Below are 13,245 nucleotides of genomic sequence, written 5' to 3'. Positions count from 1 at the left end.
GATATATTATTGGTTATTACAGCCAATTACGACCACATCAATATAATGGCGGATTAACACCGAATGAATCAGAACGATTATATTGGTTAACCTCTAAAACCGTGGCTAGTATTTGTTGACCACTACAGGTAAACCTTCAAGCACATGAGTTTGCTCTTCACTAATTCCATATTTTTGACGGAGTGCTTTCATCGTCGTTAGGTGATACCCACGTACAGCATCGGTATAACTAGCAGGATCAAATTCAGGTAATTCAATCGTAATATTTACCGGTGTTGCAGGGTAAGCATTAACTAAATTAACTTCGGCATTAGCGATAGAAGCAAACGCAAATGATTCTTTGACGATTTTTTCGTTAAGCTCCTCGTGAGTTTCATCATCGGTAGAGATATTGACGCAACCTAATACTTTGCCGTGCTCAGGCCAGTTATTACCTTTAACTAAAAGTACAGGAATAGGGCATTTACGAAGCAGATGCCAATCTGTTGGTGTGAAAATCACAGAGCCTAAACGATCATGTTCATGAGTGGCTTTGATAAGTAAATCAATGTCTTGGCTATATACATCAGCAATGATGGCCTCATAAGGACGATTATGCCAAACCACTTTAATTTCTATATCAACGTCTTTTTCTAAGTAAGGCTGAATGATTTCCTTTAACCACTCTTCTCGCTGCATTACCACACCGCGACGCATAGCATCACGTTCGTCTGATGATAACATTGACGTCATTTCATAAGAGAAATCATAAATAGCTAAGAAAATAATAATTTTTACATCTTTGCTCATTTTAGCAAGATGAACAGCGCGCGAGATCGCTGGTTGTTGTTCTTTTTCAGGATCTGCGACGACTAATATATTTTTATACTTTTGCATAATGCCTCCTTTACACAACTGTGTAGGCAATCTCTTGATAAGTTGAATTTAAAACAGGTATAACAACGGCTATGTACTTAGATATCAAAAGATTAAATAAATCCTTATAAATACTGTAACCTAGAATAGAAAGATATGGGAACGATAATAGAGAAAATTATGTAAACTTTGATACGCTGGACAAATAAATATAAGAAATAGCGGATTAGCGAAATAAAAAAGCACCGTATAAACGATGCTTTAAAATTTAAAAAGGATAGGGCTAAAACGATTATTGTGGAGGTAATGTGTTACTTTTAGCCACACCAGCAAGACGAGCTAACTCATCGTGATCAATAATTGTAATGTATTTACCTTTTACACTTAACATCTCAGATTTCTGGAAACGCCCTAATAAACGACTGATAGTCTCAACCGTTAAGCCTAAGTAGTTACCAATATCACCGCGTGTCATTGTTAAACGGAATTCACGTGGAGAAAAACCGCGCTGAGAAAAACGTAGTGATAAGTTATATAAGAAAGCGGCAAGACGTTCTTCAGCATTCTTTTTAGAAAGCAGCAAGATCATTTCCTGATCGCCTTTAATCTCATTGCTCATTAAGCGCATGATTTGTTGACGAAGCTTTGGCATTTTACCAGAAAGATCATCAAGGATTTCAAATGGGATTTCACACACCATTGATGTTTCAAGTGATTGAGCGAAACTTGGATGCTGCATTTCATTGATCGCATCAAAACCTACTAAATCACCTGCAAGATGGAAGGCAGTAATTTGCTCGTCACCTTGTTCGGTAATGGTGTAGCTCTTAATGGTGCCAGAACGAATAGCATATAACGATTTTAGTTCGTCACCTGCTTTAAATAGCTCCTGACCTTTTTGGATCGGTTTTTTTCGTTCTATGATTTGATCCAGTTGGTCTAGCTCAGACTCATTCAGCGTGAAAGGAATGCATAACTGACTAATACTGCAATCTTGGCAGTGAATTGCACACCCACCTGATTGGATACGTTTTGTTGTAAGCTTGTCTGAAATCATATGCCTGTCTAACCAATTTGATGTAGGTCAATATTTTAACATATTATGAAGCATTATTACGAGTAATAAAAAGGTCACAATATTTGTTTGATTGCTATATAACCAGTTTGAATGCCATAAACCATTAATAATAATGCACTAACACGCCTAAAATAGAGGTTCTTTAGACATATTTTTAACTGTGTCGCAAAACCGCCAACCGCTAACATTGCAGGTAATGTACCTAACCCGAAAGCAAGCATTACTATTGCACCATTTAGAGCACTTCCAGAAACAGCTGCCCATGTTAAAGTTGAATAAACTAAACCGCAAGGTAGCCAGCCCCAGAGAAAACCAAATGGCAAAGCTTTTATCGGTGATTTAAGGGGAAGAAATGATGAGGCTAGTGGTGAGATATATCGCCATACCACTTGCCCAACACGTTCAATTTTGTTTAACCCAAACCACCATTGGCCAATATATAACGCTAAAATAATCATCATAATTGCTGCTAAAAAGCGCATGAATATCAATGGGCTATTAGATCCATTAATGGTAGCAATACTCGCAAGCATTGCGCCTATAATTGCCCCCGCAACTGTATAAGCGACTAATCTTCCAAAATTATAATTTAATAGATAAATCCAACGTTTACTGTTTTTTGTGTTTTCTGGCATACCGATTGTGATCGCAGCAGCAACACCACCACACATACCAATGCAATGGCCAGCGCCCATTAAGCCGATTAAAAAGGCAGCATAAAAATCTAAATTAACCATTATTGCTATCTTGATCGTTACTTGGCTTTTTTTCTATTAATTCAGAATTGGAAACTGTGTTTTTATGTTTGGTATCATCTTCGTCGAACAAAATATCATATCCACGACGCTCTAAATCATCAAATTGCTCACTTTTCACTGCCCATAAAAATATACCGATAGCAATACAGACAAAAACAATAGCGATAGGTATTAATATGTAAAGACTTTCCATTTATTTTAATAACCTTAAAGAATTTGATACAACAATGATCGAGCTTGCTGACATACCGACAACGGCAAAATAGGGCGCCACCAGTCCTGAAATAGCCAGAGGTAGGATTATCAAGTTATAGCCAAGCGCCCAAGATAAATTTTCTCGAATAATTTTTCGAGTTTTCAATGCTAAAGTACGGGCTTCTAAGATACGTTCTAATTTATCGCCAACTAGTACCATATCTGCTGAAGATTTAGCTATATCTGTTCCACCACCCATAGCAACAGAAAGGTGAGCGCCTGCGAGAACAGGGGCGTCATTGACACCATCACCTATCATTAATACTACGTCATCTGCTAATAATTCGTTCAAATACGCCAACTTTCCTTGTGGTGTTTGGTTAGCTATAACCTCATCAATATTCAGTTGTTTAGCAACGTTATTGGCATGAACAGTATTATCACCCGTTAACATTGTTACGTTAATACCATGTTGCTGACATTGTTTAACTAAAAGAGCGCTTTCTTGACGGATTGGGTCGTCTAATTTAAATGCTGCAATAGGTTGCTGATTGCAAGTTAACCATACCGAGAATTCATTACTATTTTTAAACGATTGATTATTTTCAATATCAAGAGCAAAACTATATTTACCAATGCGCCACTCATCACCATTCAGCGTTGCTTTCAAACCACAACCAATCACATTCTCGACCTTATCAAAAAGTACGCTTTGTAGGCGATATTGGCTAAAAGCTTGAGCAATAGGGTGATTGGCGAAACGCTCTAATTCAGCAGCAATCATCAACGTTTTGTCTTGCTCTATGTTTCCGAATGTACGCGTTTCAACTAAGCGAATGTTACCTTCAGTTAAGGTGCCTGTTTTGTCTAATACCAGTCGATTAACGTTACATAGCGTTTCTAATACATGCCCTTGACGAAGCAATATCCCTAATTTACTAAGTGTAGACGTTGAACAGGTAATAGCCGTTGGTGTGGCTAATGATAGGGCACACGGACAGGTGGCAACTAAGACAGCTAATGTGATCCATAATGCATCATCAGGTTGATTTTGATGCCAATAATACCAAGTGCTAGCTGCGATAATCAGTATTGCAGCAACAAAATAGCGAGCTACATTATCGGCTAACTCTGCCACTTTAGGTTTTGAGAGTTGAGCTTCATCTTGCAAGCGTACGATATTAGAAATAAGTGAGTCATTTCTATTGACTGTAACTGTCATTGTGACATTGGCATCACCGTTAATCGTCCCTGCATACACCTTATCTCCAATCGCGCGAGTGACAGGCACTAACTCTCCCGTTAACATGGATTCATTAACGGTTGTTAATCCTTTATTTATTTCACCATCTGCAGGGAAATGCTCCCCAGGCAATATAGTGACAACGTCACCTATTTTAAGCGTTTTTGCTGCAACTTGTTCACCATTAGCAAGCGTAGCCATATTTGGTATGAGTTTTAACAAATTTGCACTGGCGGCCGCTGCTTGTCGACGGGCACGCATTTCTAAGAATCGACCCAATAGTAAAAAGAACGTAAACATTGAAATGGATTCAAAGAATACTTCGCCTTTTTCCATAACAGTTGCGTATAAACTTGCACCGTAAGCAAACAATAAAGCGATTGAAACAGGCACATCCATCCCTAATGTGAAGGCTTTTAGGCTTCTCCATGCATTAATATAAAAAGGGAGTGCTGAGTAGAGTAAAACGGGGGTGGCAAAAATTAGGCTTACCCAACGGAGGTAGTTTTTAAACTCACTATCTAGATCGCCAAAGACTTCAAAATAGAGCGCAAATGCAAGCATCATCACCTGCATGGTAGCAATGCCCGCAATACCTAGCTTATACAAATATTGCTTCATTATGTTGTGGTATTGTAGCTCTTGAGCATCAGCTTCAAAGGGTGATGCTTGATAGCCAATATTATGGATAACCGTTAATAAATGGCTGAGTTGTACTTTTTCAGTATCCCAAACGAGCAATGCACGATTGGTCGTAGTATTTACACGAATGGAAATAACACCATCTTCGCGTACTAATTGCTTTTCAATTAACCATGCGCAAGCAGCACAAGAGACACCTTCAACAGAAAGGGACACCTCACTGAAATTTTGATCTGTCGTTCGTACGAAATCTTGCTGAATATCTGCGTGATCATAAAGGGACAGAGACTTAAACTGTTCGGGGACTAAATCGGCTTTTTCGGCAGGCTCAGTTCGGTACTCGTAATACGAAGTAAGGCCACTTTTAACAATCGTTGTTGCAACGGCTTCACAGCCAGGACAACACATAGATCGAAGTTGGCCTAATATTTCGACTTCAAATTGGCAACCACTAGGAACAGGATCACCGCAGTGGTAGCACTCATCATGAACATGTTTTTCTATTGTCATTCCTTACTCTGCCCGTACAACGAAGTCGGAGAAGGTGATGGTACGTCTACACGTCCTTGTAAACTCCAATCACTTTTAAAAGGTTCAATATCAACTAACCATGGGCCAATTAAAGATTCCGGTGTGATAAGTACCTTTTACGTAGGTCATGATCATTTGGCTAATATCTTTATCCGGAATAATTCGTATATTCGCATTAATATTTAAAGTATCAACCTACCGAAAACGAGAACGAACTACATTAATAATAGTAATCCATATCCCCAAAAATGTTGACATTCGACCTTGCTCCTCTGATTACTCATCAAAACAAGATTCAAATTGCTATTTTTTTGTAGAAGTGGCATTTTCATTTCTCATAATACTTGAGCTAACACATTTTTCAGAGTGGGGTGACCACATTACATTTACGCTTAAGTAACAGTATGTGAGAATTTTGAGCTCTGTAACACAGGAATATTTGTAAAATATGGCAGCAGAAAAACTAACCCGTGGTCGTTTAATCCAAATAATAGTGTTAATGACTATATTGATTTCAGCTTTTTTTTGGAGAACAGTGACATATACATCTCCCGAAGGTGAAGATAGTCTTAAAGATGGAGTGAAAATATGTCAATTAGACACAACAAATTGTCAGTATTTGTTAGATGATAAGAACGTTGATGTACAGCTTTTAACAAAAAAAATATCTGCACAAGCACCAATTCTATTACAAATAACCAACATGGATGTTAAACCGTCAGCTACTGCTTCAGGTGTTTCAATGAATATGGGAACGGTACCCATTATATTTACGCAGCATAATAAGAACACTTGGGTGGGAGAGTTTACCGTTCCAGCATGTACACATAACTCAATGGTTTGGGAAATAGATATAACGGCTAAAAACACGACAATGATTGCCCAATTTACCGTTACTAAATAATATTAGAAATAGCACTTCTTAATATGAACATTTACTGAAGTGCTATTTACTCGCAATAAATCATTTTCTTTGTCATCCCGCCATCCACAACAAAATTTTGCCCCGTTATGAAACCTTGGCTACAAAGTAAAAAATCAACCATTTCAGCAATATCATTGACATTTCCAACTCGTCCAGACAAGTGCTGCTGATGATCGATACCTCGTAATTGACTCGTATCTGTATGAATCCAACCCGGTGAAATACAGTTTACTTTTATATTGGGAGATAAACTCACAGCGAGTGCATGAGTTAATGATACCAATCCACCTTTACTTGCAGCGTAAGCTTCAGTGTTTGGTTCAGACTGTAGATATCTTGTTGAGCTCATATTAATAATATGTCCTTTACTTTCAGTAAGTAAAGGTAGGCACTGCTGACTCATGGCTAAAGGGGATGTTAAGTTAACATTTAAAATATGGTGCCATTCATCTAACGGTAATTGGTGTAAGGGAGTATTGTAAGGGTTGGAAATAGCAGCATTATTGATGAGACCATCTAGTCTTCCAAATTGACATTTCACCCAATCTAACGTGTTTTTAATATCCGATATTTGAGTAACGTCCGTTAAACGAAACCGAATACGTGGTTCTTCATTGACTAAATCATATCCGGCTTGTTCATTGATATCTAATGCGATAACGATAACGTTTTTTTGTGCCAAATATTTACAAATCCCTTTGCCGATACCATTAGCACCACCGGTGACAATAACGATTTTATTTAAGCTTAAATCCACTTTAATAATCCTTAGCTTACAAATATTTGCATCATGATACGATAAGATAAGCTAATCTAATAAGAGGTAGGTAAAATTCTGACTTAAAATGTGCAAATAACTGATAATATTAATCATGAGTTAATTCAAGGATGAGTCTATTGATATGGATATAACAACAAGTTACTCAATACAATCTTCATCTTTCGAAGCTATTAATGAGGCTATTGATAAGCTAAATCTAAAAATTGCAACTCCTTCTTTGCTGCTTATCTATTATTCTGAAAATTATGACATCAATATTTTCCAAGCCGAACTCAAAAAGTCATTTCCCCATACCGCTATTTTAGGTTGTACGTCATGTCAGGGCTTTATGACAAATGAAGGCTATTTTAGTGGAACAGGTTTAGCATTATGGGCAATTAATGATTATCACGGAGCATATGGCACGGCCATTATTTCGAATTTTGAGACGCCTTATGAAATGGCAAGGCAAGCAACATTAAAAGCGATTCATAATAGCGGTCGAGTTGGCGAGTTGCCATCACTCATTTTATTACATGCAACACCGGGTTACGAAGAACAAATTATTCAAGGAATAGAAAAAGAGTTGGGCTGTACCGTTCCTATTATTGGCGGCTCAGCTGCTGACGATTTCATTGCAGAGAAATGGCAAATATTTAATGTTGAACAACAAACAGGTCAGGGGATTGGTATCGCTGTTTTTTATCCGACCTGCGAAGTAAGCCTTTCATTTCATTCAGGTTATGCTAGTACAGGCTTATCAGCAATAGCCACTAAAGTTGAACATAGAGAAGTTATAGAGCTCGATAATAAACCCGCAGCGGATGTCTATCAACAATGGATGAAGATTCCATTTGATACCAACAGCAACATAATAAGTGAAAGCAGTTTAAATCCTTTAGGGCGTTTTGCTGGAGAATATTTTGATTTACCTTATTTTAAATTAGCTCATCCTGCACATATTACACAACGCAAGGGCATCGAAATGTTTGCTGAAGTAAAGCAAGGGGATCGCTTGTACTTTATGAACGGCACTGATGAACGACTGATTTCTAGAGCAAGTCGGGTAGTTAAAGCATCAAATGGTAATAAGCTTAATCCAATAGGTGGCATTACGATTTTTTGTGCCGGATGCATGTTAAAAATAAAAAATCGTATGGATGATGTTGCTAGCGGTGTAAATATTGCAATGTTAAATAAGCCTTATGTTTCGCCATTTACCTTTGGTGAGCAGGGGCAATTCATCAGTGGTGAAAATGCGCACGGTAACTTAATGATTTCAGCAGCTATTTTTCATAAAGGGTAGGTTGTTAATACTATGATAAGTTCTGAATCTGAAAAGCTACAAGAAACAGTCATTGATTTATTACGCAGTCAAGAACGAGAAAGCCAATTACAAGATGAGAATGAAGCCATCTTAGAAGGCATCTCGGCAATGGCGGGTGCGAATGATAAACGTCAAGTATTCAATAGCTTATTAGAAGTCCTACGCAAGTTTATTGGTTTTGATCAAGCGCTAGTTCTTACTAGAGAAGACGAGCAAGAGCTGCTTGATGTGCTGGTCAGTACTGATAATCGTTTTAGTACAAACTCTTGGCTTATGGAAAGTACATTTAGACGAGCGATCAATGGTGAATGTATTGCACTATATTCTCCTAAAGATATTGTTGAATTTAGTACGCAATCGATTGAAGCATTAAATGACTACAGTTCGGCATTATTAACGGGGGTTAAAGTAAGCTCAAGTGATGCTGTTATGATTTTAATGAGCCACGATAAAAGTCAGTTCACACCAAGATGCAGGCGAGTGCTTAATAGATTTAGACCATTACTTGCACGTGCGATCATCGATATAGATTATCGAGAACGGCTGCAATCTTTAGTGGCAGCCCGAACTCAACAACTGACATTTAGTCAGCAACGATTTAAAGATTTTGCCAAAACAGCAGGTGATTGGTTTTGGGAAATTGATGTTGATTATAACTTTACCTATATTTCAGAACCTCAAGTCGCTAATACACAAATTGCCTGTGATAACTTTATAGAATTCTTTAATAACTACCCACTGTTCCAACAAAAAATGACGAATAAGCTCTCGCAGCAAGTTGTCTTTGAAGACGTAGAATGGAATCTTAGCGTTGATAATACTGAGCAGTGGTACAGCTTTAGTGGCACCCCTTATTTTGATAAGTATGGAAAACTACAAGGATTTCGCGGAACAGCTAAAAACATAACGAGCAGAAAAAAACGTTTATTTGACTTACAGGAAGCGCAAAAGCAAGCAGAAACAGCCAACAAAGCTAAATCTCAATTTATCGCAATGATGAGTCATGAGATACGAACACCACTTAATGCAGTATTAGGTTTAATGGAATCGCTATCTTTATCTGGCTTGAATAATAAGCAAAATCTTTGGTTATCACAGATGGACCAATCAGCACATTTATTGCTGACGATTATCAATGACATCTTAGACTTATCAAGAATAGAATCGGGGAGTTTTAGGCTTTTCAATAGTGATATTAATGTTGTGGAAAGTATAAGGCTTGTCTCTGATCAATTGGCACCACAAGCAACTAAAAATAATGTTCAATTTCAATGTGAAATTGACGATGCGATCCCTAAACAAATCTACGGTGACAAAAATCGAATTGCTCAAGTGTTATTTAATTTAATCGGCAATGCCGTTAAATTTACGAGTATTGGTTCGGTTCGCGTTGTTGCTCGTAAAGTTGACGATAACATTGAAATAGCAGTCATCGATACCGGCATTGGTATTGCTAAAGATGCACAAGCAAATATCTTTAATCCATTTCATCAAGCGGATGGAAGTATCACACGTCGTTATGGCGGCACAGGTTTGGGCTTGGCGATTAGCCAGCATTTGATCGAAAAGATGAACGGAACAATATCACTTGAAAGTGAATTAGGAACGGGAAGTTGTTTTAAAATTTCTATTCCTATTATTTATCCATCATTGAAGAGTTGTGAAGCTGACACTAAATTTAAAAATAAATCGGATTGCTCTTTAAATATTTTATTAGCAGAAGATAGTAACACCAATCAGTTGGTTGCTAAGTTGATGTTAGAGCGGCGAGGACATAAAGTTGCGATAACTAACAACGGAAAGGAAGCGATAAATGTACTGTTACAGGGTCACAATAAGTTTGATTTAGTGCTAATGGATATTTCTATGCCTATCTTAGATGGCTTAGAAGCAACAAAACAACTTAGACAGAGAAAAATTAGTATTCCAATCGTCGCATTAACCGCGAACGCGATGCAAAGTGACCAGAAAATTTATCATGATATTGGTATGGATGGCTTTTTAGCAAAACCAATCTGTTCAAACGAGCTAGATGCGTTGCTGGAAAAATACCAAGAACTTAAAGAAAACCAGCAATCAGAAAGTACGATTTAGAGATTCGTATTAATCGAATCTCTAGTAATTAACAGCAAGCTTTAAGTACAAGGCAAACTGAACATTTGCAGCAGTATTTAAAATTGATGTTAATTACCTATTTTATGGTAAATAGCCAATACTGTTAAATACAATAATCAACCCACAAGCAGAGTAGAGATGTTAGATACAAAGTAGGAAAAACAAGATCATATATAGTTACCTCGACACCTTATTTAACATAATATACATAATGCGCACTTAAGAATAATGTTGAAATGATGGTGATTTGGCTTGGTAGCTTTGTTGGTTACTGAGTTTTAAGTGCTTCAAGTAGCTCGTCCATACCATCATCAAATTCAGGCGTACCTCGGTAACTTGTAATTCCATGATGCTCATGTGCAAACTTCATTGTTGCATCGGCAGACTCGAATGGCCCGCAAATTTCAAACTGATGTCCTTCAATAACTTTTGATAAAAACCACATGCCGATTTTAAATGTATCGTTGGTGCTGCGCTGTACATCTTCTACATTCTCGGCTGTGATATTTGAAAGTATAAATTAAAGTTTAAGCTTGAACTTGTGGTTAACTTTATCGTAAGAAAAATATTGGCACACTTTAGTTGTCATTGTTAGTTCACCAGAATTGATTTGTAGTTTTCAATGATTTCTTGGTCAGCATCTATTAATGATAATATCCGAGTTAAACCAAGCGACTAACACTACAACAATTTTCAATCCCTAGCGTTTAAGCTCTAGAGACCAAAAATTAATAACGGTAAAGCTCGATCTATCTAATGTATAAAGTCCAGCTTTGTAAGCTTGCTCTTCTTCAGATAAGATTAATTTCATTTTGATAAACTAGAAAATGTAACCCAAGGTCTGATGGTGAGTAACAAACGCTTAGATAAGGTAGTTAAATTTTCTCAAACGAAAGAGCTGAAATGCAACCAGAAAAACAAAACGAATAAGCAGTACGGCAATTTAAAACCATTAATCCCGCACTTATTCACCCTATAACGTTCACCTCTAACACCAAGAAGAAACCGTGACTTCCCTACTCTATAACCCAATTTATCCCAACTAGAGTTACCTTAAAGGAGACCTTTAATCAGATAATAATGAGGACATTTTTAAATAGGAAAACATAACTACGATGTTATTTAACTTGGTCGCTTTTTGTAATTACTTGGTTTAAATTCTCCAACCAATTCGACCATGTAGTCGCTAAATTCATGTGTACATGGATATAACTCAATATGTTGTTGATGTTTCTTCAATACTATCGAACGAATAAAAACAAGCTTTCTTCTTTCAACTGATTAATGGCTAATTAAACAGAGAGTTACACTGATATAACCTTTAAACAAAATAGTTACACCGTCACTTATAGCATTTAAAGCTTCTAACTAAGTCGTTTTCACTATCAATTTGATTAAAAAACAGAAGAATTTATATACAAATGATAATATGCCAAGCATATAGTTGCATCAATATAGAATTCGATACCTTTTTTGTATAAAATAGCCTCTCTTTTTGAGTAGTTATCCCCTTTGACAACTCTATTATTGATAAGTAAATAATGAACGATGAAGTAAACAACGGAATAGAACGTTTTGGTCGTTTTGATGTTGATTATTCGCGAAGAACGATCACCCGTATAAGTGATAATGCGGTTTTAAAAGTCTCACGCTCAGAGACTCATATCTTTGCTTTATTAGCAAACACCGCAAACAATACTGTACATAGAGAGACATTACTAAAAGAGTGCTGGCAAGGAAAAGTAGTAACGAATAATTCGTTAACTGTAGCGATAAAAAACCTTCGCACTTCATTTAGTAAAATCGGTGAGCATAATATCATCACAACCGAGCCAAAACTTGGTTACTCAATTAGAGAAACCTCTCTGCTTGATGATGGTTCTCATCCGCCTCTGTCTGAAGATATTAGTAAACATATAGAAGCTCATGAAATTGCAGAAAAGTTAGAATTAGAAGAGCATCAAGAAAGCATTATTGATAAACCAGTAATTACTGAGAAGAAAAAAAAATTCAGCTTACTCAATAAATTAAATACATTCAGCCTATTTGATTTTCTGATTGTTTGCTTTTTCTTTTTAGCTACTTTATTTGTCTGTTACCAGTACTTATTTTTTGTTAATACAACTGATGTTGATGGTATATCTGTTAATTATAATGGCGTTGAATTACCAAATCCTGTTACACAGGCAATCATTGATTATAAAGCAGGCGATATAAGTCAATGGTATGCATTCCCTATCGGTGGATTGTGTGAGCGTTATAAATTAATAGGTGTGCATAATGAGCACTATATTGACTTAACTTCACAGGTGAACCAGGAGCAGTGCGATGCTTAAAAAAGCTTTCCTTGGCATATTCCTAGCTCTATTGTTTATTATTGTCCAAGCGATTTTTAATGCTGTCAGCACACAGTCGGCATATTTATTTACTAAGGAATACCCTGCTTTTGGCTCTGAAATTATAAAGGTTGACCTAAATGATGGGCGAATTAAGATTAATACAATTAGAAAAGATAAAGAAAATCGAGTTATTTCATCATCTTTATTTAGTGGTGTATTTTTAAAAATTCAAAATCATTATTACACTTTTGGTGTTAAGCAATTAAATAAAAGTCGTGAAGTCGATTTCACTTTTAGTAACTTCTATATTGATTATCTTCGAACAAAAGAAGCTGTTTATATATCCGATGACAGAGGTATTCTAGAGCTAGCTTCAGGTAAGTCTATTTACCTAAGTAGCCTACTATTAGGTCAAAAGATACGCTAAAATAAGCCGGTGTTTGCCGGTTTATTTTTAGTTAATAACACTAAGTTATA

At 36.7% G+C, this 13,245-nt stretch carries 12 protein-coding genes and 1 pseudogene; 5 read left to right on the top strand and 8 right to left on the bottom strand.

Annotation, left to right across the window (positions count from 1 at the left end):
* Positions 1–126: 126 nt before the first annotated feature.
* The 5 genes and pseudogenes from uspE to C9J38_RS17235 all read right to left on the bottom strand — a co-directional run.
* Positions 127–876 (bottom strand): annotated as a pseudogene (gene uspE / locus C9J38_RS17255) (universal stress protein UspE); the annotation flags it as partial.
* Positions 877–1,147: 271 nt separating this feature from the next.
* The gene (locus tag C9J38_RS17250) at positions 1,148–1,912 is read right to left on the bottom strand and encodes an FNR family transcription factor (RefSeq protein WP_105060229.1); all 765 of its coding nucleotides are present in this window, start codon (positions 1,910–1,912) and stop codon (positions 1,148–1,150) included.
* Positions 1,913–1,986: 74 nt separating this feature from the next.
* Positions 1,987–2,670, bottom strand: a complete 684-nt coding sequence (locus C9J38_RS17245; RefSeq protein WP_107208166.1) for a sulfite exporter TauE/SafE family protein — start codon at positions 2,668–2,670, stop codon at positions 1,987–1,989.
* The gene (ccoS, locus tag C9J38_RS17240; protein WP_107208165.1) at positions 2,663–2,884 is read right to left on the bottom strand and encodes a cbb3-type cytochrome oxidase assembly protein CcoS; all 222 of its coding nucleotides are present in this window, start codon (positions 2,882–2,884) and stop codon (positions 2,663–2,665) included. Before ccoS ends, C9J38_RS17245 begins: the two co-directional genes overlap by 8 nt.
* Positions 2,885–5,281 (bottom strand): heavy metal translocating P-type ATPase, encoded by a 2,397-nt coding sequence (locus tag C9J38_RS17235; protein ID WP_107208164.1) that lies wholly within the window; start codon positions 5,279–5,281, stop codon positions 2,885–2,887. It lies immediately after the preceding gene.
* Between the two features lie 469 nt (positions 5,282–5,750).
* Between C9J38_RS17235 and C9J38_RS17230 the strand changes: the two genes are divergently transcribed.
* Positions 5,751–6,206, top strand: a complete 456-nt coding sequence (locus C9J38_RS17230; RefSeq protein ID WP_107208163.1) for a hypothetical protein — start codon at positions 5,751–5,753, stop codon at positions 6,204–6,206.
* Positions 6,207–6,252: 46 nt separating this feature from the next.
* On the opposite strand, the gene C9J38_RS17225 is transcribed toward C9J38_RS17230, so the two are convergent.
* Entirely contained in the window at positions 6,253–6,984 is a 732-nt protein-coding gene (locus tag C9J38_RS17225; protein WP_107208162.1) for an SDR family oxidoreductase, read from the bottom strand.
* Between the two features lie 145 nt (positions 6,985–7,129).
* On the opposite strand from C9J38_RS17225, the gene C9J38_RS17220 reads away from it, so the two are divergent.
* Both C9J38_RS17220 and C9J38_RS17215 read left to right on the top strand, forming a co-directional pair.
* Positions 7,130–8,293, top strand: a complete 1,164-nt coding sequence (locus tag C9J38_RS17220; protein WP_107208161.1) for an FIST signal transduction protein — start codon at positions 7,130–7,132, stop codon at positions 8,291–8,293.
* Positions 8,294–8,305: 12 nt separating this feature from the next.
* Positions 8,306–10,408 carry a PAS domain-containing hybrid sensor histidine kinase/response regulator gene (locus C9J38_RS17215; protein WP_107208160.1) on the top strand — a complete coding sequence of 701 codons (2,103 nt, stop codon included), beginning with the start codon at positions 8,306–8,308 and terminating at the stop codon, positions 10,406–10,408.
* A gap of 289 nt (positions 10,409–10,697) precedes the next feature.
* On the opposite strand, the gene C9J38_RS21805 is transcribed toward C9J38_RS17215, so the two are convergent.
* A complete protein-coding gene (locus tag C9J38_RS21805; protein ID WP_158259520.1) occupies positions 10,698–10,874 on the bottom strand; it encodes a hypothetical protein in 177 nt (58 codons plus the stop codon).
* Between the two features lie 255 nt (positions 10,875–11,129).
* Positions 11,130–11,240 carry a single-stranded DNA-binding protein gene (locus tag C9J38_RS22165; RefSeq protein ID WP_107208159.1) on the bottom strand — a complete coding sequence of 37 codons (111 nt, stop codon included), beginning with the start codon at positions 11,238–11,240 and terminating at the stop codon, positions 11,130–11,132.
* Between the two features lie 730 nt (positions 11,241–11,970).
* Here C9J38_RS22165 and C9J38_RS17205 point away from each other — a divergent pair.
* Together C9J38_RS17205 and C9J38_RS17200 are read left to right on the top strand one after the other, a co-directional pair.
* A complete protein-coding gene (locus tag C9J38_RS17205; RefSeq protein ID WP_107208158.1) occupies positions 11,971–12,765 on the top strand; it encodes a transcriptional regulator in 795 nt (264 codons plus the stop codon).
* Positions 12,758–13,195 carry a hypothetical protein gene (locus C9J38_RS17200; protein WP_107208157.1) on the top strand — a complete coding sequence of 146 codons (438 nt, stop codon included), beginning with the start codon at positions 12,758–12,760 and terminating at the stop codon, positions 13,193–13,195. Before C9J38_RS17205 ends, C9J38_RS17200 begins: the two co-directional genes overlap by 8 nt.
* The last annotated feature ends 50 nt before the right edge of the window (positions 13,196–13,245 follow it).

The sequence above is a fragment of the Photobacterium sp. GB-210 genome (genome assembly GCF_003026075.1).
Lineage (GTDB): Bacteria > Pseudomonadota > Gammaproteobacteria > Enterobacterales > Vibrionaceae > Photobacterium.
This window is presented reverse-complemented; position numbering and strand designations above follow the sequence as displayed.